Here is a 25,378-nt window from a genome sequence, read left to right as displayed (position 1 = left end):
CCGCGCCAAGGGTGAAGCAGCGACCCCCATCACACCCGCCCCAGGGCAAAGCCCTTGGCGATGTAGTTGCGCACGAACCAGATCACGATCGCGCCGGGGATGATGGTCAGCGCTCCCGCCGCCGCGAGCACGCCCCAGTCCATGCCGGAGGCCGACACGGTTCGCGTCATGATCGCCGAGATCGGCTTGGCGTCGGTGACGGTCAGGGTGCGGGCGATCAGCAGTTCGACCCAGGAGAACATGAAGCAGAAGAAGGCGGCGACGCCGATTCCGCTCGCGATCAGCGGCGTGAAGATCTTGAAGAAGAACTTCGGGAAGGAATAGCCGTCGATATAGGCGGTCTCGTCGATCTCCTTGGGAACGCCCGACATGAAGCCTTCCAGAATCCACACCGCCAGCGGCACGTTGAACAGGCAGTGGGCGAGCGCCACGGCGATATGCGTGTCGATCAGCCCGAAGGCGGAATAGAGCTGGAAGAAGGGCAGGGCGAAGACGGCCGGCGGCGCCATGCGGTTGGTCAGCAGCCAGAAGAACAGGTGCTTGTCGCCGAGGAACCGGTAGCGCGAGAAGGCATAGGCCGCCGGCAGCGCCACCGAGACCGAGATCACCATGTTCATCACGACATAGATGATCGAGTTGACGTAGCCCATGTACCAGGACGGGTCGGTGAAGATCACCCGGTAGTTGTGCAGCGTCGGGTTCTGCGGCCAGAGCGTCAGGGCCCCGAGGATCTCCTGGTTGGTCTTGAAGCTCATGTTGACCAGCCAGTAGATCGGCAGGAGCAGGAAGACGATGTAGACGATCGGGATCAGCGCCTTCCAGCGGAAGTGCCCGGTCTTCATCCGCGAGCGGGCGGCGAGGGCGGTTTCCGAATGGGCGGCGCCCGGCAGGCTCGGATGGGCCGTGGTTGCGTGGTCGCTCATTCTCCGCCTCCCGTCATCGGCTTGTCGGTCCCGGCATTGGTCATCACCGTGTAGAAGATCCACGACAGAAGCAGGATGATCAGGAAGTAGATCAGGCTCATCGCCGCCGCCTCGCCGATGTTGAACTGGCCGATGGCGAGTTTCACGAGATCGATCGACAGGAAGGTCGTGGAATTGCCCGGGCCGCCGCCGGTGACGACGAAGGGCTCGGTGTAGATCATGAATGAGTCCATGAAGCGCAGGAGCACGGCGATCAGCAGCACCCGGCCCATCTTCGGCAGCTGGATGTAGCGGAAGACGGCCCAGCGCGAGGCGCCGTCGATCTTGGCGGCCTGGTAATAGGCGTCGGGGATCGAGACGAGGCCGGCATAGCACAGCAGCACGACGAGGCTCGTCCAGTGCCAGACATCCATGACGACCACCGTCACCCAGGCGTCGAAGGTGTTGCGGACGTAGTTGTAGTCGATGCCCAGCGCGTCGACCGCGTAGCCGAGGAGGCCGATGTCGGTGCGCGCGAAGACCTGCCAGATCGTTCCGACGACGTTCCAGGGGATCAGCAGCGGCAGCGCCATCAGGACGAGGCAGACCGGCACCCAGATGCCCTTCTTGGGCATCGCCAGCGCCACGAGAATGCCGAGCGGAACCTCGATGGCGAGGATGATGGCGGAGAACAGGAGGTTGCGTATCAAGGCGTCGTGGAAGCGTTCCGACGTCAGGACCTCGCGGAACCAGTCGGCGCCGTACCAGAAGAACTGGTTGTTGCCGAATGAGTCCTGCACCGAATAGTTCACCACCGTCATCAGCGGGATCACCGCCGAGAAGGCGACCAGCAGCAGCACCGGCAGGACGAAGAACCAGGCCTTGTTGTTCCAGGTCTTTTCCATCGTTTCCTCCTTCAGCCCCGCTCGACCAGCCAGGAATCGGCGTAGAGATTGAGCCGCTCCGCAGTGAAGGCGATGTCGGCGTCGGCCGGAATGGCGCTGTCCTCGGCGACGACGGCGCTGACGCGGTGCTCGCCGAGCCGGGCGCGCACGATCTTCTCCGAGCCGATGTCCTCGACCTTCTCGATGGTCACGGGAATGCCGGTGCCGCGCGCAACGAGCGAGACGAATTCCGGCCGGATGCCGAGCTCCACGCGCTTCTTCGTGGCAGTCGCGGAAAGGCCGGCCGGCAGCTTCACCCGTTCGCCGGAGACGATGGCGTCGCCGCCGTCGAGATCGCAGGGCAGGACGTTCATGCCGGGCGAGCCGATGAAATAGCCGACGAAGGTGTGCTGCGGGCGCTCGAACAGCTCTTCGGGCGTGCCGATCTGGACGACCTCGCCGGCATACATGACCACCACCTTGTCGGCGAAGGTCAGCGCCTCGGTCTGGTCGTGGGTGACGTACACCATGGTCATCTGGAATTCGCGGTGCAGCTGCTTCAGCTCCGAGCGCAGCTGCCACTTCATGTGCGGATCGATGACGGTCAGCGGCTCGTCGAAGAGGATGGCGTTGACGTCGGAGCGCACCAGGCCGCGCCCGAGCGAGATCTTCTGCTTCTCGTCGGCGGTCAGCCCGCGGGCCTTGCGATCGGCCTTCGCCTCGAGGCCGATGCGGCGCAGCATGTCCTCGACCCGCGGCCCGATCTCGGCCTTCGGCACCTTGCGGTTCTTCAGCGGGAAGGCAAGGTTCTCGCGCACCGTCATGGTGTCGTAGATCACCGGGAACTGGAACACCTGGGCGATGTTGCGCGCCTCCGGCGTCAAGAGGGTGACGTCCGTGTCGTCGAAGCGGACATGGCCCTCCGACGGGGTCAGGAGCCCGGAAATGATGTTGAGGAGGGTGGTCTTGCCGCAGCCGGACGGACCCAGCAGCGCATAGGCGCCGCCATCCTCGAAGATGGTGTCGACCTCGCGCAGGGCGTAGTTGTTGGCCCTCGCCAGTTCGGGCGAATAGGCGTGGCGGATATGGTCGAGCCGGATGCGGGCCATGGGGACGTCTCCTCTAGGCCGCCATCGCGGCGGGGGCGGCGACCGCGATGCCGTCTTCGCCGAAGACGAGGATCTCGGCCGGATCGAAGGACAGGTGGACGGTGTCGCCCGCATCGACCCGCCGCACGCCGTGGACGAGCGCGATGATGTCGGTGCCGGCATGGGCGGCGTGGATGAAGGTCTCCGATCCCGTCACCTCGGTGAGGGTGACCCTGGCGTCGAAGCCTGCCGCCTTGGTCTTGCCGAGTTCCAGCCGGTGCGGCCGCACGCCGATCCTGTAGCGTCCGTCGGCCAGCTGGGCATGGGCGGGGGAGGCGGCGAAATCGATGCCGCCGGCGCCGGAAAACCGCTGCCCGCGCTTCTCGGCGGCAAAGACGTTGAGCGGCGGGTCGGAGAAGGTCGTCGCCGTCAGGAGATCATGTGGCCGGCGATAGACGGCGGTGGTTTCGCCGAACTGGGTGACGCGGCCCTTCGACAGCGTCGCCGTCCGCCCGCCGAGAAGCAGCGCCTCGTGGGGCTCGGTCGTCGCATAGACGAAGATCGCGCCGGTCGCGGCGAAGATCTTCGGCAGTTCCTCGCGCAGTTCCTCGCGCAGCTTGTAGTCGAGATTGGCCAGCGGCTCGTCGAGAAGCACGACGTCGGCGTTCTTGACCAGCGCGCGTGCCAGCGCGGTGCGCTGCTGCTGGCCGCCGGACAGGTTCAGCGGGGTGCGACCCAGATAGGGCGTCATCTGCAGGAGATCGGCCGCCTTCTTCACCGCCGCGTCGATCTCGGCCTTCGGCCGTCCGGCGACGCGCATCGGCGAGGCGATGTTCTCGTAGACCGTCAGCGTCGGGTAGTTGATGAACTGCTGGTAGACCATGGCGATGTTGCGCCGGCGCACGGGAACGCCGGTGACGTCCGTCCCGTCCATGATCACCTTGCCGGCGGTCGGGGCGTCGAGGCCGGCCATCAGCCGCATCAGCGAGGTCTTGCCGGCGAGCGTCGGGCCGAGCAGCACGTTGATCGAGCCGCGCTGGAGCTGCAGCGAGACGTCGACGATGTGATCCTCGGCGCCGACCCTGCGGCTGACATTGATGAGTTCGAGCAATCCGTCCTCCCAAACGGCTGACCTGGCTGAAAGGGCCCTCAGGCCGCCGCCCGCCGTCCCGCCGTTGCCTTGTCCACGTAAGTCGCCAGCCGCTCCGCCTCGCCCGAGGTGAATCGCAGGCCGAGCTTCGACCGGCGCCACAGGATGTCCTCGGCGCTCCGCGCCCATTCCTGCGCGATCAGGAAATCGACCTCGGCCGCATGCAGCCCGTGGCCGAAATCCTCGCCCAGCCTGCCCGCCGCGACGAAACCGGCCGCATCGGTCCCGTAGGCGCGCACCAGCCGGCGGATCGTCGCAGCGCCGAGTTCCGGCGCCCTGGCGGCGAGGTCGCGCTCGAGCTGCGCGATGCCGTCCACCGGAAAGGCCCCGCCGGGCAGCGGAGCGTCGCCGGTCCAGCTCTCGCCCTTGCGGCCGAGCGCCTCCTCGATCCTCTTCATCGCATCTTCCGCGAGCACGCGGTAGGTGGTGATCTTGCCGCCGAAGCAGTTGAGGAGGCCGGGGCCCTGCCCGCCGTCCTCGACCTTCAGCACGTAGTCGCGCGTCGCTTCCTGGGCCTTGGAGGCGCCGTCGTCGAAGAGCGGCCGGACGCCGGAGAAGGTCCAGACGATGTCGGAGCGCCGGACGGGCGTCTCCAGATAGTCGCTTGCCGCGGCGAGGAGATAGTCGGTCTCCTCGTCGGTGATCGCGGCATCGGCCGGATCGCCCTCGAAATCCCGGTCGGTGGTGCCGACGAGGGTGAAGTCGTCCTCATAGGGGATGGTGAAGATGATGCGGCCGTCGGCGTTCTGGAAGATGTAGGCCCGGTCGTGCTCGTAAAGCTTCTTGGTGACGATGTGCGAGCCCTGGACGAGGCGGATGTGGTGCGCGTCGTTGCGGCCGACGGCGTTGCGCAGGATGAGATCGACCCAGGGTCCGCCGGTATTGACCAGGAACCGGGCGGGAATGCTCCGCTCCTCGCCATTTCCGGTGTCGCGCAGCGTCAGGTGCCACAGGCCGGCCTCGCGCCGCGCCGCGACCACCTTGGTGCGCACCATGATCTCGGCGCCCTTGTCCGTCGCCGAACGCGCATTGAGGACGACGAGGCGGGCATCGTCCACCCGCGCATCGGAATATTCGAAGCCGACGCGGAATTCGTTCTTCAGCGGCGCCCCGAGCGGGCCCGACAGGTCGACCTTCGTCGTCGCCTTCAGCTTCTTGCGGCCGCCGATATGGTCGTAGAGGAAGAGGCCGGTGCGCAGCAGCCATTTCGGCCGCAACCCGTCGTGGTGCGGCAGGATGAAGCGCAAGGGCCGGATGATGTGCGGCGCGATCGCCCACAGCACCTCGCGCTCCATCAGCGCGTGGCGCACCAGGCTGAACTCGTAGTGCTCGAGATAGCGCAGGCCGCCATGGACCAGCTTGGTCGACCAGGACGACGTGCCGGAGGCGAGGTCGTTCATCTCGGCCAGCCCGACGCTGTAGCCGCGACCCGCCGCATCGCGAGCGATGCCGCAGCCGTTGATGCCGCCACCGATGACGAAGATGTCGAAAGTCTTCATGCTCTCCCGCTTCGCACTGCAGCATTTCGGTTGCGTTTGCGAACTCTGGAGAGTGTATTCCGAAACCAAAGCGAAGGTCAAACGAAATTCATGCCATCGTCATCGTTCGCGTGAGCCTCAGGCCGCCGCGTCGCTCGGCGCCGCGCTGCCACGGGCCACGTCCTCGGGTCGCGCCTCGACGAGCCGCACTTCCGCGGCTTCACAGATTGCGCGGATCGCCGGTGGCGCCTGGTCGGTGACGAAGGTCTGGACCTGGTCGAGATGGCCGATCCGGACCGGCGCGCTGCGCTCGAACTTCGAGGAATCGGCGGCGAGAATGACGTGGCGGGCATTGCCGATGATCGCCTGGGCGACGCGCACCTCGCGGTAGTCGAAATCGAGCAGCGAGCCATCCATGTCGATGGCCGAGGCGCCGATGACGGCGAAGTCGACCTTGAACTGGCGGATGAAGTCCACCGCCGCTTCGCCGACAATGCCCCCGTCGGAGCGGCGCACGACGCCGCCGGCGATGACCACCTCGACCTCCGGATAAGGCCGCATGGCGGCCGCCACATTGATGTTGTTGGTGATCACCATCAGGCCGGAATGGCGCAGCAGCTGATGGGCGACCGCCTCGGTGGTCGTGCCGATGTTGATGAAGAGCGAGGCCTGGTTGGGGATGAGGTCGGCGACGGCGCGGCCGATCGCGGCCTTCTCGTCGGCGGCGATGACGCGCCTGGCGTCGTAGCCGACATTCTCCACCCCGGACGAAAGGATGGCGCCGCCATGCACCCGCATCAGCATGCGGGCGTCGCAGAGTTCGTTGAGGTCCTTGCGGATGGTCTGGACCGAAACCTCGAAGCGCGAGGCCATCTCGTCGACGAGAACCCGGCCGGAGCGCTTGGCACTCTCCAGGATCTGGATCTGGCGTTCCGAGAGCATGGCGTTTCCTTCCCCGGTCTTTGCCGGATCATGGGCAAAGCGAAAGGAATGCGCAACAAACGAAAGCAGCGGTAACGAGAGTGAAGGCGCAGACGTCGGGCGACGATCGCCATGGTCAAGGAGCGGCGGTGGTCGACGCCGGCCACCGCCGCAATTCACGAGGGCGGCCCCGCCCCGGGCCGTCCCCGCATGTTCGGCCGTTTGCATCGGCCGGCACGCCTTCGTCACGAGAGGTCCATGACCTGACGGGTGAATTGGCCGGAGCCGCCGAACGGCCCACCCATCGACGAATCGGGATCATGTCGGTCCCGTTGCGGAATGGGAAATATATCTTCCCGGTTTTGTCGCAAACTGAGACATGATGACGCAACATTGGGTTGCGCGTCACGCGGCTCCGGCGGTGGGTGGATCGGCCCGGAAGGTGCGGTCGCGCTGGCGGGGCAGGGCGGCGAGGAGCGTTGCCCCGCGCAGGCCGAGAAAAACCTCGAAGGCCAGCCAGAGGCCGTGATTGCCGAGGATCGGCGTCAACCCCCAGCCCAGCGCCGCGAAGACGGCGAGGGAGAGGAGCATCATGTCGCGCATGGTCCGCGACCATGTGGCGCCGATGTAGATGCCGTCCATGACGAAGGCCAGCGCCCCGACGAGCGGGGTCGCCGCCGCGAAGGACAGATAGGTCCGCGCCGCGGCCCTGATGTCCGGATCGATGGTGAGGAAGTCGATCAGCGCCTCGCCGGCGAGAAGCATGATCGCCGCGAGCACCAGGCCGATGCCGACGCCCCAGAGGCCGGTGAGGCGGACCGTGCGGTCGAAGGCCGCCCGCCGCCGGCCGCCGACGGCGAGCCCGGCCAGCTGCTCGCTCGCCGTCGCGAGGCCGTCGAGAAAGTAGGATCCTGTCATGAAGACGTTCATCAACAGGCCGTTGGCCGCCAGCGTCACCGGCCCGAGGCCGGCGCCGAGCCGGGTGAACAGCGCAAAACCCGACAGCAGACAGAAGGAGCGGATCATGATGTCGCGATTGACGCCGAGCATCTGCCCGAAGCCCCGCCGGTCGAACACCTCCGCGCGGCTCGGCATCCGCCCGGCGAAAAGCCCCCTGGCGAGGACGCCGAGACCGGCGAGGCAGCCCACCGCCTCCCCGCAGACCGTGCCGAGGGCGACGCCGGCGATGCCCCCGTCGAGGACGAGGCCGAAGAGGATCGAGAGGACGATGTTGGTGCCGTTGACGACGATCTGCAGGGCGAGCGCGAGGCCGCTTCGACCCCGGCCGAGCACCGAGCCGAGGATGGCGTAGTTCATCAGCGCGAAGGGGGCGGAGAACATCCGCACGAAGACATAGGCTGAAGCCGCCTCGGCGACGCCCGGCCCCGGCGCGACGACCAGCAGGCCGAGTGCCATGATCGCCGGCTCGGCGACCACGAGGCCAAGGCCGATTGCCAGCGCCAGGAGGGCCGCCCGCAGGAACACCGCCTCGACCTCGCGGTCCCTGCCGGCGCCGAGAGCCTGCGCCGTCAGCCCGGTGGTCCCGGCGCGCAGGAAGCCGAAGACGGCGAAGACGAAGTCGAAGACCAGCGCGCCGACGACGAGGCCCCCCAGCGCCATGGCGTCGCCGACCCGGCCGATGACGGCGACGTCGGTCAGGCCGAGAAGCGGCGTCGTCGCGAAGGCGAGCGTCATCGGCAGGGCGATGGCGAGCACCCGGCGATTGGTCACCACGACCGGCTCGGCCTCGTCGACGGTGTGCGGGTGATGCGTCGTCACGCTGTCCTCTCCGGGCTTCCGGTCGCTTGCTGCGGCAAGCCGCCCCTGTGGCTGCCGGGCGCTTCGCCTATCTATGGCGGGCCATGAGCGTTCCGATCATCCACCATCCCGCCTTCGACGCGAATTTCGATGCCAGGCATCGCTTTCCCATGTCGAAATTCAGCCGCCTTGCGGAAATCCTCGTCGAGGACGGCGTCGTCGGCCCGGCGGGGTACCACGTTCCGGCACCGGCGCTGCCCCAATGGCTGCGGCTCGCCCATGATTCGCGCTATGTCGACCAGGTGGTGTTTGCGGCGGTGCCGCCGGAGATCGAGAAGGCGATCGGCTTCAAGGTGGACGAGAAGGTCGCGATGCGCTCGCGCTGCGCCGCCGGCGGCACGGTCCTCGCCGCCCGGCTCGCCCTCGCCGAGGGCCTCGCCTGCAACACCGCCGGCGGCAGCCACCACGCCCACCGCTCCGGCGGCGCCGGCTTCTCGGTGTTCAACGATGTCGCCGTCGCCGCATCGGTGCTGATCGCCGACGGCGACGCATCCCGCATCCTCGTCGTCGACTGCGACGTCCACCAGGGCGACGGCACGGCGAGGATCTTCGCCGAGGAGCCCTGCGTCTTCACCCTCTCGATCCATGGCGAGCGGAACTATCCGGCCGAGAAGGCACGCTCCGACCTCGATGTCGGCCTGCCCGACGCGACGGCCGACGAAGACTATCTGGCCGCGCTCGCCGGCGCTCTCGACGAAGCCTTCGCCGCCGCGCGGCCGCAGGTCGTCTTCTACAATGCCGGCGTCGATCCGCATCGCGACGACCGGCTGGGGCGCCTCGCGCTCTCCGATGCGGGGCTCGCCGAGCGCGACCGCCGGGTCATCGGCTTCTTCAGAGACCGGGACATTCCGGTCGCCGCGGTCATCGGCGGCGGCTATTCCCGCGACATCGAGGCGCTCGCCCGCCGCCACACCATCCTGCACCGGGTGGCGCGGGAATTCGCCTGAGTTTCCATCGGGAAGGGAGCGGCGGGAAGGCTGCATCGGCGGCGCCCCGAGAAGGGGGCGCAGCGCGCCGCCCGTGCCGGAGACGGAGGAAGATCCTCCCGGCATCGCATCATCGCAGCGGGTGCGACGCCCGCGGAATTCCGGCGCCCGGTCTGGGCCTCTCCGACCCTTGCTCCAGATGCTGCGGCGTCGGATCGAAGCCCGCACATGTCGGGCGGGGCGGATCCGTCGATCATCTTGAACCATGGAGTGGAGCGCGGCGTGAACGCACAGACGGACAGCCAGACGATGCGGGCGGCGGTGGTGACCGGGCCGGGGGAGCTGCGGGTCGAACAGGTCGCGCGGCCGGTTCCGGGGCCGGGCGAGGTCCGAGTCAAGCTCGAAGGATGCGGCGTCTGCGCGTCGAACCTGACCCCCTGGGCGGGGCCGGAATGGATGGAGTTTCCGACCGAGGCGGGCGGTCTCGGCCATGAGGGCTGGGGCGTCGTCGACGCCGTCGGCGAGGGTGTGGAGAGCGTCGGGGTGGGCGACCGCGTCGCCGCGCTGTTCTACAAGAGTTACGGCGAATACGACGTCGGCCCCGCCGAGACCGTCGTGAAGCTGCCCGATGCGCTGGCGGATACGCCGTTTCCGGGCGAGCCGCTCGGCTGCGCCATGAACATCTTCCGCCGCTCCGGGATAAAGCCCGGCGAGACCGTCGCAATCATCGGCATCGGCTTTCTCGGCGCGATCCTGACGCGCCTCGCATCGCAGGCCGGCGCCCGTGTCATCGCGATCTCCCGCAGGCCCTATTCCTTGAAGGTCGCCGCGCAGATGGGCGCGGCGGAGACGATCCCCATGGAGGATCACTGGCAGATCATCGAACAGGTGCGGGAACTGACCGGCGGCAACTTCTGCGACCGCGTCATCGAGGCCGTCGGCAAGCAGTGGCCGCTGGATCTGGCGGCCGAGCTGACCCGCGAGCGCGGCACGCTGATCGTCGCCGGCTACCACCAGGACGGCGCCCGCCAGGTGAACATGCAGCTCTGGAACTGGCGTGGCCTCGACGTGATCAACGCCCATGAGCGCGACCCGGCGATCTACATCCAAGGCATCCGCGACGCCGTCGCGGCGGTCGCGGACGGCCGGCTCGATCCCGGCCCGCTCTACACCCACGCGTTCCCGCTGGAGCGGCTGGACGAGGCGCTGAACACCACCCGCGACAGGCCCGACGGCTTCATGAAGGCACTGGTAACGTTCTGATGCTGCAGGGCGGAGACAGCCTGCGGGCATGAAGTGGCGGCGGCTGTTCTTAGTCCGCTAAAGAAATCGTTGCGCCGCGCCTCTGTCCCGCAAACGCAACGCGCCCAGATGAAGAAGCATTGTTGCCGACGAGCGCCCGATCCGTGGCGGCGTCGGCCATCCTCATCTTCCGCCCGCAGGCGCCGCCTGCGGCCAGGTCGTGCGCGGGACTACATCGACGTGCCTTGCGAATGCCCCATCGTTCCCTGCAGCAAGGGCCCCGCCATGTGCGGCGAGGACTCTGCCGCAGCGGGAGGGCGTCGGCATCGCACACGGGCTCCGCATCGCCGGGCTGTGGCTGCCGGCCGCAGCGCCGGTTCGGGCCGGTTGCTGCCCACGGCCCGCCTTCGGGCGGCCCCAGGCTCTGGCTTCGCCGGCGGACCGCTTCATCCATTCCCCCGATTTCACATCGCACAGCATGACGATTAGGAGGTCTGTTTGTCCCGCTATCTCGTGACCGGAGGCGCCGGCTTCATCGGACGCCAGGTCTGCCGCGAGCTTCTCGATCATGGTCATCAGGTCCGCGTTCTGGATGCGATGATCGACCAGGTGCATGGCGGCGGTGCGGAAATCGACCTCGGAGACGCCGAGATCCGCCGGGGCGACGTGCGTGACGGCGAGGCGGTGCGTGCGGCGCTGGCCGGCGTCGATGGCGTCGTCCATCTCGCCGCCGAGGTCGGCGTCGGCCAGAGCATGTACGAGATCGAGCGCTACGTCTCCACCAACGACGTCGGCACGGCGGTCTTGCTGCAGGAGATCATCGACCAGCCGGTGGAGCGGATCGTCGTCGCCTCGTCGATGAGCGTCTATGGCGAAGGCCGCTACCGGACGCCGGGCGGCCGCATCGTCGACGATGCCCGGCGCCGGCCCGAGGCGGTGAAGGCCGGTCGCTTCGAGATCCTGTCGGACGACGGCGAGACGCTGGAGCCGGTCGCCACCGACGAGACCAAGCCGACGGATCTCGCCTCGATCTACGCGCTGACGAAATACGCCCAGGAACAGGCGGTGCTGATCTTCGGCAACGCCTACAAGGCCGACGCCGTGGCGCTGCGCCTGTTCAACGTGTTCGGGCCGGGGCAGGCGCTGTCCAACCCCTATACCGGCGTTCTCGCCAACTTCTCCTCGCGTATCGCGTCTAGCCAGGCCCCGACGATCTTCGAGGACGGCAAACAGCGCCGCGACTTCGTCCATGTGAACGATGTCGCCCGCGCCTTCCGCCTGGCGCTGGAGAGGCCGGAGGCCGCCGGGCAGACGATCAATGTCGGCAGCGGGCGGTCCTATTCCGTGACCGAGGTGGCGGAGAAGGTCGCGGAGGCGATGGGCAGCGACATCCGGCCCGAGATCACCGGAAAGGCCCGCACCGGCGACATCCGCAACTGCTTTTCCGACATCTCCAAGGCGCGCCGCCTCTTGGGTTTCGAGCCGCAGCGCAGCCTCGAGGATTCGCTCGGCGAACTCGCCGACTGGGTGGCGTCCCAGACCGTGACCGATCGCAACGAGGAAATGCGCCGGCATCTGGAAGCCCGGGGCCTCGTCGCATGACGCAGCCGGCAACGGGGACGCAGACACAGGCTTTCGGCTTTGCGGAGTGGTTCCGCCCGGGCGAGTACCAGCGCACGAGAGCGGCGCTGGACGGCATGGAGCGGGTTGGCGCACGCCACCTGCGCACCCATCTGTCCTGGGCGGAGTATCATGGGGACGGGGGGCAGGAGTGGTACGACTGGCTGCTTACCGAGATCGGCCGGCGCTTCGAGCTCCTGCCCTGCGTCCACTATACCCCGCCGTCGATCTCGCGCACCGGCACCTCCGCCGGCGCGCCGCACCGGCTGCAGGACTATGCCGATTTCGTCGACCACGTCCTGACCCGCTACGGCGAGCATTTCGAGGCCGTCGAGCTGTGGAACGAGCCGAACAACCTCCTCGACTGGGACTGGCGGGAGGATCCCGACTGGCAGCTGTTCTGCGAGATGATCGGCGCCGCCGGCTACTGGGCGCGCGAGCGCGGCTTCAGGACGGTGCTCGGCGGCCCGTCGCCCTTCGACGCCCACTGGCTGCGGCTGATGGGCGAGCGCGGCGTCCTCGGCGTGATGTCGGCGGTCGGGCTGCACGGCTTTCCCGGCACCTGGGACAGCGAGGTCGGCACCTGGGGCGGCTGGGAGAACCTCACCCGGCAGATGCGCGAGATCCTCGCCGAATATAACCCGGACGCCGAGATCTGGATCACCGAGGCCGGCTATTCGACCTGGCGCCACGACGAGGCGGCGCAGGCGCAGGGTTTCCTCGACGCGCTCAACGCCTCCGCCGACCGGCTCTACTGGTACGGCTGGCAGGACATCGCCGACACGGTTGCGGTGCAGGAGGGCCTGCGCTTCGACGAGCGGCACTATCATATGGGCGTCGTCGACCAGGACGGCCGCGACAAGCTGCTCGCCCGCCTCCTGGCCAAGGGCGGACCGCAGGCCGTCGCCTCGACCCTGGGGCTCGCGGCGCCGCATCTCGGGCGCGGGACAAAGCCCGTCCTCATCACCGGCGGGGCCGGTTTCATCGGCTGCAATCTCGCGGAGAGCTTCCTGAGCGAGGGGCGCGACGTCCTGCTTCTCGACAATCTGTCCCGCCCGGGCGTCGAGACCAATCTCGCCTGGCTGAAGGAGCGCCATGGCGAGCGGGCCGGCTGGACACCCACCGACCTGCGCGACTCGGCGGCGCTGCACGACGTGGTGCGGGACGCCGAGGCGGTGTTCCATCTGGCCGCGCAGGTCGCCGTCACCACCAGCCTCGACGCGCCGGTGGAGGATTTCGAGGTCAATGCCCGCGGCACGCTGAACCTGCTCGAGGCGGTGCGCCGCTCCGGCGCGAAGACGCCGGTGATCTTCGCCTCGACCAACAAGGTCTACGGCAATCTCGCCGACCTCGTGCTGGCCGACAGCGGCGACCGCTACGTGCCGAGCGATAACGAGATCGCCGCTCACGGCGTCGGGGAGGGGCGGAATCTCGACTTCTGCACCCCCTATGGCTGCTCCAAGGGTGTCGCCGACCAGTATGTCCTCGACTACGGCAAATCCTACGGCCTGCCGACGGCGGTCCTCAGGATGAGCTGCATCTATGGCCCGCGCCAGTTCGGGACCGAGGACCAGGGCTGGGTCGCGCATTTCCTCATCCGGGCGCTCAATGGCGAGGAGATCGTCATCTATGGCGACGGCAAGCAGGTGCGCGACATCCTGCATGTCGCCGACGCGGTCGCGGCCTATCGCGCGCTGCTGTCGAACATCGATGCGGTCAGAGGCCAGGCCTTCAATCTCGGCGGCGGGCCGGCCAACGCCGTCAGCCTGCGCGTCCTCCTCGGCGAAATCGGCGAGATGCTCGGCCACGAGGTGGCGATCCGCCATGCCGAGACGCGCCAGGGCGACCAGGGCTATTTCGTCGCCGACACGCGCAAGCTCACCGATGCCACCGGCTGGCGGGCGATGACCGGCTGGCGCGACGGCGTGCGCGATTTGAATGGCTGGCTCTCCACCTGGAACGGACCTTCAGCCGGTGCATTCGACGGCACGGCCGAGCCCGTGGCCGTGCGGCGGTGGGCATGAACGGCGGCAGCCCCGGGCGCCGCTCGGGCCGGTCCCGCGCCGTCCGGGGGCTGCCACTCCCGGTCCCGCCTGTCCTGGTTCCTCGCGTATTGGAGGTGCTCCGATGATCCCGAACCGCGTCCTGATGACCACCGATGCCGTCGGCGGCGTGTGGCGCTATTCCCTCGATCTCGCCCGGTCGCTCAACGAGGCCGGCATCGAGGTCGTCCTCGCCTGCCTCGGTCCCGCTCCGTCAGAGGACAAGCGCCGGGAGGCGGAGGCGCTTGCGGCGACGCGGTTCGCGGCGCTCGACCTGCCGCTCGACTGGATGGCGGACCGGCCGGAGGCGCTGGCCGACGTGCCGGCGCGCCTCGTCGCCCTCTCGGACGAGACCGGCGCCGACCTCCTGCATCTCAACCTGCCGTCCCAGGCGGCGGGAATGGAGACGGCCAAGCCGGTGGTCGTCGTCTCGCATTCCTGCGTGGTGACATGGTGGGCGGCGATGCGCGGCGAGACGCTGCCCGCCGAATGGACCTGGCAGCGCGACCTGAACGAGGCCGGTTTCGCCCGCGCCGACGCGGTGATCGCGCCGTCCAAGGCCCATGCGTCGGCACTCGCTCGGGCCTATATGGACATCGGCTCGGTGCGGACGGTGCCGAATGCGATCACGCCGCCGGCGCAGAAGCTGCGCTCGCCGAAGCAGCCCTTCGTGTTCGCCGCCGCCCGCTGGTGGGACGAGAGCAAGAACGCGGCGCTCATCGACGCGGTGGCCGCCGACGTTTCCTGGCCGGTCAAGGTGGCCGGCGCCTGTCGCGGCGACAACGGCCAGAGCTTCGCCTTCGATCACGCCGAAGCGCTGGGCGAACGCCCCTTTGCCGAGACCAAGGCGCTGATGTCACAGGCTGGCATCTTCGTCTCGCCCTCGCTCTACGAGCCCTTCGGCCTCGCCGTCCTCGAAGCTGCGAGCGCCGGCGCGGCGCTCGTCCTTGCCGACAATGCGACCTATCGCGAGCTGTGGGGCGGGGCGGCCCGCTTTGCCGATCCGCGCGATCCGGCGGCCTTTGCCCGCGAGGTCGAGGCGCTCGCCGCCGACACCGGAGCCCGCTCGCTGCTCGGTGCGCTGGCCGAGGAGCGGGCAGGGCGCTTCACCCCGGCCGGCCAGCTGGACGCGCTGTTCGCCGCCTATCGCGCCGCCGGGCTCGAACGGTCCGGCCTTTCTCTCGATGCGGCACAGGCCGCCGAGTGACCATGCGCTTCATCTTCTACACCCACTCTCTCGTCTCCGACTGGAACCATGGCAACGCGCATTTCCTGCGCGGCGTCATGCGCGAGCTGGTGGCCCGGGGCCACGAGGCGCTGGCGCTGGAGCCGGAGGACGGCTGGAGCCGGGCCAATCTCCTGGAAAGCCAGGGCCAGGCGGCGATCGATCGTTTCGACCGCGATTTTCCCGAGCTGGCGAGCCGGTCCTATGGCGAGGGCTTCGACCACGAGGCGGCGCTCGACGGGGCCGACGTCGTCGTGGTGCACGAATGGACCGATCCGGCGCTGGTCAAGCGGATCGGCGACATCCGCCGCGACGGTGGCCGGTTCCTGCTGCTCTTCCACGACACCCACCACCGGGCCGTCTCGAACGAAGAGGCGATCGCCGAGATGGCGCTCTGCGACTATGACGGCGTCCTCGCCTTCGGCGAGACGCTGCGCCGGCGCTATGAGGATCGCGGCTGGGGCCGGCAGGTCGTCACCTGGCACGAAGCCGCCGACGACCGGCTGTTCCGGCCGATCGAGGCGGAAAAGACCGCCGATCTGGTCTGGATCGGCAACTGGGGCGACGGCGAGCGGAGCGAGGAACTCCGCCGCTTCCTGATCGAGCCGGTGAAGGATCTGAAGCTCTCCGGCAGCGTCCATGGCGTGCGCTATCCCGAGCCGGCGCTCGTGGCGCTGGCCGATGCCGGCCTCGCCTATCACGGCTGGATCGCCAATGCGGACGTGCCGCAGGCCTTCGCGCGCCATCGGGTGACGGTGCATGTGCCGCGCCGCCCTTACGTCGAGGCACTGCCGGGCATTCCGACCATCCGGCCGTTCGAGGCGATGGCCTGCGGCATTCCGCTGATCTCGGCGCCCTGGCGCGACGAGGAGGGCCTGTTCCGCCCCGGCATCGACTATCTCGTCGCCGAGGACGGCGAGGCGATGCGGACGCAACTCCGCCGGGTTCTCGACGACCCCGATCTGGCGGCCTCGCTCGCGGCTTGCGGCCTCGAGACGATCCGCGCCCGTCACACCTGCCGCCACCGCGTCGACGAGCTTCTCCAGACCATCGAGCGCCTCGGCATGCCCGGCAACACCGCGAAGGAAGCCGCCCAATGAAGATCGCCTTCTACGGCTCCAGCCTTTTGTCCTCCTACTGGAACGGCGCCGCTACCTATTATCGCGGCCTGTTGCGCGCGCTCGCGGCGCACGGCCACGACATCACCTTCTACGAGCCGGACGCCTATGGCCGGCAGGAGAACCGCGACATCGAGCCGCCGGAGTGGGCGAAAGTGGTCGTCTGGCAGGCGACGCCGCAGGCGCTCAGGGAGGCCGCCGCCGAAGCCGCCGGTGCCGATGTCGTCGTCAAGGCCTCGGGCGTCGGCTACGAGGACGATGCGCTGCTGGACGCCGTGCTCGGCGCGGCGCGCGCCGACGCCGTCCGGATCTTCTGGGACGTCGACGCGCCGGCGACCCTTGCCGAATTGCGCGAGAAGCCGGACCATCCGAGCCACCGCCAGCTCGAAAAGCTCGACCTCGTCCTCACCTATGGTGGCGGCGCTCCGGTGGTCGAGGCCTATCGCGCCCTCGGCGCCAGGGCCTGCGTGCCGATCTGCAACGCGCTCGACCCTGAGACCCATCATCCGGTGCCCGGCGACGAGCGCTTCGCCGCCAGCCTCGGCTTTCTCGGCAACCGCCTGCCGGACCGCGAGGCGCGGGTCGAGCAGTTCTTCCTGGAGCCGGCGGCGCGGCTGCCGGAGGCTTCCTTCCTCCTCGGCGGCTCCGGCTGGGGCGACCGGCCGCTGCCTTCGAACGTCCGCGCCATCGGCCACGTCGGCACGCGCGACCACAACGCCTTCAACGTCACCCCCAAGGCGGTGCTGAACATCAACCGCGCCAGCATGGCCGAGATCGGCTTCTCGCCGCCGACCCGCGTCTTCGAGGCAGCGGGGGCGGGCGCCTGCCTGATCACCGACGAGTGGCCGGGCATCGACCATTTCCTGAAGCCCGGCGAGGAGGTGCTGGTCGCCCGCGACGGCACCGACGTCCTCGACATCATGGCAGGTCTCTCCGAGGAACGCGCCGCCGAGATCGGCCAGGCGGCGCTCGTCCGTGTCCTTGCCGAGCACACCTACGAGCAGCGCGCCGTGCTGGTCGACGAGCTTCTGCGAAACACGCTTGCGAAGAAGCGCGCGGGAGCCGCGGCATGAAGCACGCTGCATTCGACATCGTCTTCGTCGGCCTGTCGCTCTCCTCCTCCTGGGGGAACGGCCACGCGACGACCTTCCGCTCGCTTCTCAAGGGCCTGAACGCCCTTGGCCACCGTGTCCTGTTCCTGGAGCGTGACAAGCCCTGGTACGCGGCGAACCGCGACATGGCGGAGCCGGAGTTCTGCGAACTGCGCCTCTACGACTCGGTCGAGGAACTGGCGACCACCTATCGCCGCCAGATCTCGGCCGCAGATGCGGTGATCGTCGGCTCCTATGTGCCGGAGGGCGTCCAGGTCATCGACCAGCTGCTGGCGATCGCGCCGGGCCGCGTCGGCTTCTACGACATCGATACCCCGGTCACCCTCGCCAGGCTGAAGCGCGGCGACGAAGAATATCTCGCCGCCCGGCAGATCCCGAAGTTCTCGACCTATTTCTCCTTTACCGGCGGGCCGACGCTCGACCGCCTGGAAGGGGAATTCGGGGCGAAAAGCGCGCGGCCTCTGTACTGCTCCGTCGAGGCGGAGAAATACCGGCACACCGGCGCGGAGCCTGTCTGGGATCTCGGCTATCTCGGCACCTACAGCCCCGACCGCCAGCCGACGCTGGAGCGGCTCCTGATCGAGCCGGCGCGGCGCCTGCCGGACAAGCGCTTCGTCGTCGCCGGCCCGCAATATCCGGAGACGATCGACTGGCCGGACAACGTCGAGCGGATCGACCATCTGCCGCCCGCCGAACACGCCGACTTCTACAGCCGCCAACGCTTCACCCTCAACGTCACGCGGGCCGACATGATCGCCGCCGGCTGGTCGCCCAGCGTGCGGCTGTTCGAGGCGGCCGCCGTCGGCGTGCCGATCATCAGCGACGCCTGGGACGGATTGTCCGAGCTCCTGCCGGAAGGCGAAGCCATTCTGATCGCCCATGGAACCGAGGAGGTGGTCGATGCGCTTTGTGGAGCAGGAGCAGCCGATCGGCAGCGGCTCGCCGCCAGGGCGCAGGAAATCGTCCTCGCCGCCCATACGGGGCTCGCAAGGGCGAGCGAGCTGGTCGACGCGCTCGGCGCCGATGTTTCCCCGCGGCTGGCAGCCGCCAGCGGATCGTGAGGGAGGCATCCCGTGCCGCCTGGTTTTGCGTATGAGAAGAAGGAAGTGACGGGATGAAGCGTGAAGACTTCGCCACCGGTGCCGCCATGAAGCGGATCCTCGTCGCTGGGGGAGCCGGCTTCCTCGGCTCGCATCTCTGCGAGATCCTGGTCGCACAGGGACACCACGTCACCTGCGTCGACAATCTGGCCACGGGCTCGCTCAAGAACGTCGGGGCGCTGACCGGAACCAACCGCTTCACGCTTCTGAAGCAGGACGTGTGCGATCCGCTGCCCGAGGACCTGACGGTCCACGAGATCTACAATCTCGCCTGCGCCGCCTCGCCGCCGCACTACCAGGCCGATCCGATCGGCACCATGATGACCTGCGTCGTCGGCACCAACAACCTGCTCGCTTTGGCCGAGCGATGCGGCGCCCGCTTCCTGCAGGCCTCCACCAGCGAGGTCTATGGCGATCCGCAGCAGCACCCGCAGACGGAGGCCTATTGGGGCCACGTCAACCCGACCGGACCGCGGGCCTGCTACGACGAGGGCAAGCGCGCCGCCGAGACGCTGTGCTTCGACTATCTGCGGATGGGCCGCGCCGATGTCCGCGTCGTGCGGATCTTCAACACCTACGGCCCGCGCATGCGGCCCGACGACGGGCGGATCATCTCCAACCTCGTCTGCCAGGCGCTGGCCGGCGAGCCGCTGACGATCTACGGCACCGGCGAGCAGACGCGCTCCTTCTGCTACGCCTCCGACCTGATCCGCGGCCTCGTCCAGATGATGGCGGCCAAGGACAATCCCGGCGCGCCCGTCAACTTCGGCAATCCCGGCGAGTTCACCATCAACGAGCTGGCCGAACTCGTCCTGAAGATCACCGGCTCGTCGTCGAAGATCAGCCTGCATCCGCTGCCGGTCGACGATCCCCAGCGGCGGCGGCCGGACATCAGCCGGGCGCATGAGCTGTTCGGCTGGCAGCCGGAAATCCCGCTGACGGAGGGGCTCGGCCCGACCATCGCCTGGTTCGCCAAGGTCACCCGCAAGGAGGCGAAGGCGGTGATGAAGGGCGTCCACCTCGCGGGCGAGAGGTCACTGCGCCAGCCCGAGCCGGTGGCCGTCCAGCGGCACTAGACCGTCCCGCGTCGCGGCGATCGGTCGAACCTCCCGATCCCTGCCCCGAAACACCCGAATGAGGCGCGGCCCGGTGACCCGAGCGGAGCGGGCCGTCGCGGAAAGGACGAACAGCATGGACGACGCAGCCAAGACGGACGGCCTCGAGAGCCGCATCCGGGCGCTCGGCCCCTGGTTCCACAATCTCGACCTCGGCGGCGTGAAGACCGCGCCGGAGCATTTCCTCGGCGACTATCCGAACTTCAAGTGGCAGCGTTTCCGGCATCTGGTGCCGGAGGACATGAGCGGGCGGACGGTGCTCGACATCGGCTGCAATGCCGGCTTCTACGCGCTGGAGATGAAGCGCCGCGGCGCCGAGCGCGTCGTCGGGATCGATTCCGACCCGCGCTACCTGGCGCAGGCGCGGCTGGCGGCCGAAACCGAGGGCCTCGGGATCGAGTTTCGCGAGCTCTCCGTCTACGAGGTGGGGGCCCTGCGGGAGCGCTTCGACTTCGTCATCTTCATGGGCGTCCTCTACCATCTGCGCCATCCGCTCCTGGCACTGGACCTCCTGCACGAGACCGTGGTCGGCGGCGATCTCCTGTTCCAGTCGATGCTGCGGGGATCGACGCGGGTTCCCGAGGTCGCGCCGGACTACCCGTTCGAGGAGGAAGCCGTCTTCGAAGGCGAGGGGTATCCGCGCATGGTCTTCGTCGAGCAGAATTACTCCGGCGATCCGACCAACTGGTGGATCCCCAACCGCGCGGGCATGGAGGCGATGCTGCGCAGCTCGGGGTTCTCGATCGTCGACGCGACGGACGACGAGGTCTATCTCTGCCGACGCGGCGAACGGGGCTTCATGGTCGAGCCGCCGCCGCGGCTCGTCTACTGAGCGTCCGGCCGATCTTTCGCCATCGCGTCCCCACGGTGCTGCGGCGCCCGGCCTCTTCGGCGATGAACCGGTAGCCGGCGCCGGGCTCGTTGAGGATGAAGCGCGGCGCGTCCCGGTCGTCCTTCAGCCTGGCGCGGATGCGGCCGATGAAGACCCGCAGATCCTGCACGTCCTCGGCATGGGCCGGACCCCAGATCTCGGCGAGGATCTGGTGGTCCATGACGATCCTCCCGGGTGCGGCGTGCATGCCGGACGTCTGGCGCCGTGCCCCGAGCGACGCCGGTCAAGGCTCCATGGGTGTGGCAGCCGCGCGGCGGCACCTGATAGCATGGACGACTTATTAAAATAGTGCGTCCGGATTTCCAGTTCCTTAACGCCGTGATGCTATCGCTCGAAGTTGTCGCAGGCCCGCGGGATCCGAGATGTCGAAGGCAAACAGGTCGCCCGAATTGGCCAGGACCGGATCAGTGCTGGATCGCGATACGATCGACAAGGTCTGGCTCGACCAGCTCGATCTCGCGCTTCGCCTCGCGCCCTTCACCATCGTCACCGGCCTGACCGTCTCGATCATCGTCTGCTACTACTTCTGGCAGCCGTCGACGATGCCCTATGTGGTCGGGCTTCAGGCGGTCAACTTCGTGCTGGCTTGGCTCGGGTTCCGGGCGTGCGCGTCTTGGCGGCGCGGACGCCTGGTGGCGAATGCGCTGACCATCAGGACCATCCGGCGACGGACGATCTGGGTGGCCTCGTACGCCGGCATCGCCCTCGCCTCGATTCCCGTCATGCTGTTCTCCGGAGCCGATGCCGACGGGCGGCTCCTGATCGCGGCGACCTGCGCCGGCCTGATCGCGACGGGCATCTGCGTCGGCTTCGTGCCTGCCGCGGGGATGTTCTATTCGGGCAGCATCATCCTCGGCTCCTTCGTCGCGCTCGCGATGACGGGAGAGCCCTTCTACATCAACATCGCAATCCTGCTCGCGATCTATTCGGGCTTCATCTTCGCCACGATGATCCAGATCAGCAAGCTGGTCAGCCTCCGGGCGATCGTGCAGGTCGATCTCGACAAGCAGCGGGAGGTCAGCGGCCTCCTGCTGAACGACTTCGAACAGAACTCCAGCGACTGGCTGTGGGAAACCGACGCACAAGGGCTGATCCGCTCGCCCTCGCCGCGGTTCGCCGAGGTCGTCCAGACCGATCGGGATTGCCTGGCGTCGTCCCGCTTCGAGACCCTCGTCACGCCGGCCTTCGACCCACCGAGCGAGGAGCTGGCCTATCTCCTCTCGGCGATCGGCGATCGCCGGCCCTTCAAGCGCATCAACATCCCGGTCGAGATCGGGTCGACGACGCGCTGGTGGGCGCTGACAGGCAAGCCCGTCTACGACCGGGAAAAGCGCTTCCAGGGCTTCCGCGGCATCGGCTCGGACGTCACGCTCCAGCACGAGTACATGGCGACGCTCGACCACCTCGCGAACCACGACGTCCTGACGCAGCTGCCCAATCGGCGGCGCTTCGAGCAGCTCGTCGCCGAGGCGCAGCGTGCGTTTCTCGAGTGCCCGCAGGGGGCTGGCTACGGGGTCCTCTGCCTCGATCTCGATCGCTTCAAGCAGGTCAACGACACGTTCGGGCACGCGGTCGGCGACGACCTGCTGCGCAAGATCGGCGAGCGTCTGCAGGCGTTCTCCGGACCCGACCTGGTCATCGCGCGGTTTGCCGGAGACGAGTTCGCGATCCTCCACGCAACGCCGGATGTCGCAGCCAACGCGGCGCTGGCCGAGAAGATCGTCGACCGCCTGCAGGAGCCCTTCGTCTTCAACGATCTCTATCTCGATGTCGGCGTGAGCATCGGCATTTCGATCGCCAGCGAGGATGCGACGTCGGACGAGATCCTGCGCAAGGCCGACGCCGCGCTCTACCGGATGAAGGAGGTCGGCGGCGGCGGCTACCGGATCTATGTGCCGGCGATGGACCAGCACAAGGAAGAGCGCGCATCCCTGATGGGCGAGCTGCGGGGCGGCCTCGATCGCGGCGAGTTCACGCTGAACTATCAGCCCGTGGTGTCGGCCGCCTCCGGCGAACTCTGCGGCTTCGAGGCGTTGATGCGCTGGAACCACCCCGTCCACGGGCAGGTGCCGCCCTCAAAGTTCATCGCGCTGGCCGAGGAGACCGGCGCGATCCTGGCGCTCGGCGAATGGGGCTTGCGGACCGCATGCCGCTTCGCCACGACCTGGCAGGACCCCACCTTGACGATCGCCGTCAACGTCTCGACGATCCAGATCCGGCATTCCGATCTGGTCGCGGTGGTCTCGCGGGCACTCTCGGACTTCGGGCTGGAGCCATCGCGGCTGGAGCTGGAAATCACCGAGACGGCCTTCCTGGCGACGACCAACGAGGCCATGGCGGTATTGGAAAACCTGCGCCGGCTGGGCGTCAGGCTGGCCCTCGACGACTTCGGCGCCGGCTATTCCAGCCTGAGCTATCTGCGGAAGCTGCCGGTCGACAAGATCAAGATCGACCGCAGCTTCATCATCGACCTGCCCGAGGTCGAGAGCGACGTCAGCATCGTCAAGACGATCGTCGATCTCGGGCGGACTCTCGGCATGACGACCATCGCCGAGGGCGTCGAGACGCTGGCGCAGCGCGACTGCCTGCGGCAGATCGGCTGCCCCCAGCTGCAGGGCTACCTGTTCGGTGCGCCAGCCTCGCAGGAGGCCACCCTGCAGATGATCGCCAGGAAGGCCAGGCGTTTCGAGCCCCGGGTCGTCGGCGGCGACCATCGCGGCGACGGCACGCGGTCAGCTGGCCTTGCGCGCTCCGTCGTCGACTGAGGCCGCTGCATTGTCCGCGCGGTTGGACGGCCAGAAGGGCAGGAAGCCGCGGATGATGTCCACCGGGATGTCGAGCGGCTTGAAGCTCTCCCGGTCGACGAACATCAGGTCCTGCTCGCCGCGGCCCAGCAGGCCATGGCGTTCGCTGATGATCTCGTGGCCGAGCGTGACGAACTTGCGATTGTGGCTGGCGATCCGGATCCGGATCGTCGCCGGTTCGAACTCGGCGATCTCGCGGCGGAAGTCGTGCTGGAACGATTTCGTCAGGACGTAATAGCGGGTGGTCTCGAGATCGAATTTCGGCATGCAGGCGTTGAAGAACAATTCGCGCGCCTTGCCCACCCAGCGGACGTAGTTGGCGAAGTAGACGTTCCCCACCGAGTTGGTGTCGTCATAGGTCGGGGTCACCTGCATCACGAACCACTGGCCGTCGAAGCCGTGCGCGGGGCCCGCGTCGTTGTTCGCGGCGGGCATGGGCGCGGCCGGCCGGGGCAGCGACTGCCGGTCCGGCGAGGCGGGGGATGCGTCCGTGTCGGTGCGGATCGGCGCCGGGTCCGTGCGGGCGATGGTCGTGGTCCGGACCTGACCGATGCCCGATCCCGCGCCGAGGATCGACCGGATGGGCTGGATCGCCCCGACGAGCGCGATGGCGGTCGACAGCGGCACCAGGAAGGCGATCTCCTCCCGGTATCCGATGAAGAAGGCGAGCGCCGCGACAAGCCCCCAGAGATAGCAGGAGAGGGCGTCGAAGCGGGACGGCCGGACGACGCACTCGGCCAGGAGGCAGGCCGTCACGCCGACGAGAAGCGTCGCATAGGGCATCATGTAGGCGGTCTGGGAGAGGCCGGCCGCGCTCATCGTTCCGGCCGCGCCGACGGCGAGCGCCAGCACCCAGAGCGGCGACGCCGCGGCCGCCGTGGGAACGAAGGCGAGGGCCGGGTGCAGGCTCTTGGCGAGGAGCGAGGAGAGATACCACCTCGTGGCGCAATAGAAGCTGTCGATCGTGGAGACGGCGGCAATGACGGCCCAGACGGCGAAGGCGACGAGGCCGGGGCCGAACCCGTCCGCTGCCAGCCGCGCCGCGACCGAGCTCTGCGCGCCGATCGCACCGTCGGTGCCGATCAGGATGTTGGCGCCGGCCGCTCGCGCCAGCATCGCATTGGCGATCAGCAGGCCGAGGAAGATCGCACCGCCGCCGACATAGGCGATCGCCGGGGACGAGCCGCTCCGGCGGATCTCGACGGCTCTCTGCCACTGCTGCAGATCGCCCCACGGCCCGAGGGCGAAGCCGACGAGGGTCGGAAGCAGGAAGCTCCAGACGGACAGGGATGCCGGCGCCTCGACGGGGGTCGGCGAGACGGTCCCGGCCGGCATGGCGGCGAAGGCGACCGCGAGCGCCGCGAGCGCCAGCGCCAGATAGCCGATATGCAGGAAGCGCAGCCGGCGCAGCGTGCTCGCATGGCCGATGGCGCAAGCCAGGACGACGACGAGAGCCGTCAGGGCCGGCCCTGTCGCAGGAGACGCATCGGGAAGCAGCACCGGCCACAGATAGGCGCCGAGGGAGAACAGTGTGATCGCGATCGCGCCGATCTGGCAGAGGAGGAACAGCGACACGAAGCGCGGGCCGATCCTCGCCAACAGGGTCTCCGGATCGCGCCGCCTGGAATCGAGGATGCATCCGAACAGCGCCAGTCCGCAGGCATTGGCCAGGGCGAAGACCCAGAAGCCGGTCCAGCCTTGGATCCAGACGATGTGCATGGAGTAGAAGAAGCCGAGCCCCCACATCCACGAGAGGGAAATGGTTGGCGCCCAGCTCAGCGAGCGAAGCGCCCGAGATCGCGTCATGTTCATGCCCGCCCCGTGACTGCCTGCGAATCAACGAGCCGACTATATCTAAAATCTTAACTATAAGCGCCCCGATCCTTTGGGCGCGGCTGCCTCAGGCGACGACGCGCTCGCAAGGCGGACCAGGAACCGGCC

General features: G+C 68.3%; 20 protein-coding genes. 11 read left to right on the top strand and 9 right to left on the bottom strand.

Going from position 1 to position 25,378, the window contains the following annotated elements:
- Nucleotides 1–29 precede the first annotated feature (29 nt).
- From ATO4_RS15545 to ATO4_RS15515, 7 genes are all read right to left on the bottom strand, one after another.
- Nucleotides 30–842: a carbohydrate ABC transporter permease gene (locus ATO4_RS15545; RefSeq protein ID WP_083592494.1), complete on the bottom strand. Its 813-nt coding sequence runs from the start codon at nucleotides 840–842 to the stop codon at nucleotides 30–32.
- A gap of 77 nt (nucleotides 843–919) precedes the next feature.
- Nucleotides 920–1,807, bottom strand: a complete 888-nt coding sequence (locus tag ATO4_RS15540) for a sugar ABC transporter permease (protein ID WP_083592447.1) — start codon at nucleotides 1,805–1,807, stop codon at nucleotides 920–922.
- A gap of 11 nt (nucleotides 1,808–1,818) precedes the next feature.
- Entirely contained in the window at nucleotides 1,819–2,895 is a 1,077-nt protein-coding gene (locus ATO4_RS15535; protein WP_083592446.1) for an ABC transporter ATP-binding protein, read from the bottom strand.
- Between the two features lie 13 nt (nucleotides 2,896–2,908).
- A complete protein-coding gene (locus ATO4_RS15530) occupies nucleotides 2,909–3,985 on the bottom strand; it encodes an ABC transporter ATP-binding protein (protein WP_083592445.1) in 1,077 nt (358 codons plus the stop codon).
- Between the two features lie 38 nt (nucleotides 3,986–4,023).
- The gene (gene glpD, locus ATO4_RS15525) at nucleotides 4,024–5,523 is read right to left on the bottom strand and encodes a glycerol-3-phosphate dehydrogenase (RefSeq protein ID WP_083592444.1); all 1,500 of its coding nucleotides are present in this window, start codon (nucleotides 5,521–5,523) and stop codon (nucleotides 4,024–4,026) included.
- A 117-nt stretch (nucleotides 5,524–5,640) separates the two neighbouring features.
- Nucleotides 5,641–6,444: a DeoR/GlpR family DNA-binding transcription regulator gene (locus tag ATO4_RS15520; RefSeq protein WP_083592443.1), complete on the bottom strand. Its 804-nt coding sequence runs from the start codon at nucleotides 6,442–6,444 to the stop codon at nucleotides 5,641–5,643.
- Between the two features lie 384 nt (nucleotides 6,445–6,828).
- Complete coding sequence (locus ATO4_RS15515; protein WP_083592493.1) at nucleotides 6,829–8,118, bottom strand: MATE family efflux transporter; 1,290 nt, start codon at nucleotides 8,116–8,118, stop codon at nucleotides 6,829–6,831.
- A gap of 167 nt (nucleotides 8,119–8,285) precedes the next feature.
- Between ATO4_RS15515 and ATO4_RS15510 the strand changes: the two genes are divergently transcribed.
- From ATO4_RS15510 to ATO4_RS15465, 10 genes are all read left to right on the top strand, one after another.
- A complete protein-coding gene (locus ATO4_RS15510) occupies nucleotides 8,286–9,188 on the top strand; it encodes a histone deacetylase (RefSeq protein ID WP_083592442.1) in 903 nt (300 codons plus the stop codon).
- 288 nt (nucleotides 9,189–9,476) lie between these two features.
- Entirely contained in the window at nucleotides 9,477–10,430 is a 954-nt protein-coding gene (locus ATO4_RS15505; RefSeq protein WP_083592492.1) for a zinc-binding dehydrogenase, read from the top strand.
- Between the two features lie 477 nt (nucleotides 10,431–10,907).
- The gene (locus ATO4_RS15500) at nucleotides 10,908–12,011 is read left to right on the top strand and encodes an SDR family NAD(P)-dependent oxidoreductase (RefSeq protein WP_083592441.1); all 1,104 of its coding nucleotides are present in this window, start codon (nucleotides 10,908–10,910) and stop codon (nucleotides 12,009–12,011) included.
- Nucleotides 12,008–14,053: an NAD-dependent epimerase/dehydratase family protein gene (locus ATO4_RS15495; protein ID WP_083592440.1), complete on the top strand. Its 2,046-nt coding sequence runs from the start codon at nucleotides 12,008–12,010 to the stop codon at nucleotides 14,051–14,053. The genes ATO4_RS15500 and ATO4_RS15495 overlap by 4 nt, the downstream gene beginning before the upstream one ends.
- Nucleotides 14,054–14,156: 103 nt before the next feature.
- On the top strand, nucleotides 14,157–15,278 hold the full coding sequence (locus tag ATO4_RS15490) for a glycosyltransferase family 4 protein (RefSeq protein WP_245308774.1): 1,122 nt from the start codon (nucleotides 14,157–14,159) through the stop codon (nucleotides 15,276–15,278).
- 2 nt (nucleotides 15,279–15,280) lie between these two features.
- A complete protein-coding gene (locus ATO4_RS15485) occupies nucleotides 15,281–16,396 on the top strand; it encodes a glycosyltransferase (protein WP_083592439.1) in 1,116 nt (371 codons plus the stop codon).
- The gene (locus tag ATO4_RS15480) at nucleotides 16,393–17,487 is read left to right on the top strand and encodes a glycosyltransferase (protein WP_083592438.1); all 1,095 of its coding nucleotides are present in this window, start codon (nucleotides 16,393–16,395) and stop codon (nucleotides 17,485–17,487) included. Before ATO4_RS15485 ends, ATO4_RS15480 begins: the two co-directional genes overlap by 4 nt.
- Nucleotides 17,484–18,587, top strand: a complete 1,104-nt coding sequence (locus ATO4_RS15475) for a glycosyltransferase (protein ID WP_083592437.1) — start codon at nucleotides 17,484–17,486, stop codon at nucleotides 18,585–18,587. Before ATO4_RS15480 ends, ATO4_RS15475 begins: the two co-directional genes overlap by 4 nt.
- Before the next feature lie 53 nt (nucleotides 18,588–18,640).
- Complete coding sequence (locus ATO4_RS15470) at nucleotides 18,641–19,702, top strand: UDP-glucuronic acid decarboxylase family protein (RefSeq protein ID WP_083592436.1); 1,062 nt, start codon at nucleotides 18,641–18,643, stop codon at nucleotides 19,700–19,702.
- Between the two features lie 115 nt (nucleotides 19,703–19,817).
- Nucleotides 19,818–20,573 (top strand): TIGR04290 family methyltransferase, encoded by a 756-nt coding sequence (locus ATO4_RS15465; RefSeq protein WP_083592435.1) that lies wholly within the window; start codon nucleotides 19,818–19,820, stop codon nucleotides 20,571–20,573.
- Here ATO4_RS15465 and ATO4_RS15460 read toward each other — a convergent pair.
- Entirely contained in the window at nucleotides 20,539–20,820 is a 282-nt protein-coding gene (locus tag ATO4_RS15460; RefSeq protein ID WP_083592434.1) for a helix-turn-helix domain-containing protein, read from the bottom strand. The genes ATO4_RS15465 and ATO4_RS15460 overlap by 35 nt on opposite strands.
- A gap of 220 nt (nucleotides 20,821–21,040) precedes the next feature.
- Between ATO4_RS15460 and ATO4_RS15455 the strand changes: the two genes are divergently transcribed.
- Nucleotides 21,041–23,398, top strand: a complete 2,358-nt coding sequence (locus tag ATO4_RS15455; protein WP_245308773.1) for an EAL domain-containing protein — start codon at nucleotides 21,041–21,043, stop codon at nucleotides 23,396–23,398.
- Here the strand turns inward: ATO4_RS15455 and ATO4_RS15450 are convergent.
- Complete coding sequence (locus ATO4_RS15450; protein WP_245308772.1) at nucleotides 23,366–25,243, bottom strand: thioesterase family protein; 1,878 nt, start codon at nucleotides 25,241–25,243, stop codon at nucleotides 23,366–23,368. The two genes, ATO4_RS15455 and ATO4_RS15450, sit on opposite strands and share 33 nt — an antisense overlap.
- Nucleotides 25,244–25,378 lie beyond the last annotated feature (135 nt).

This window comes from Aurantimonas sp. 22II-16-19i (assembly GCF_002088275.1).
GTDB lineage: Bacteria > Pseudomonadota > Alphaproteobacteria > Rhizobiales > Rhizobiaceae > Jiella.
This window is presented reverse-complemented; position numbering and strand designations above follow the sequence as displayed.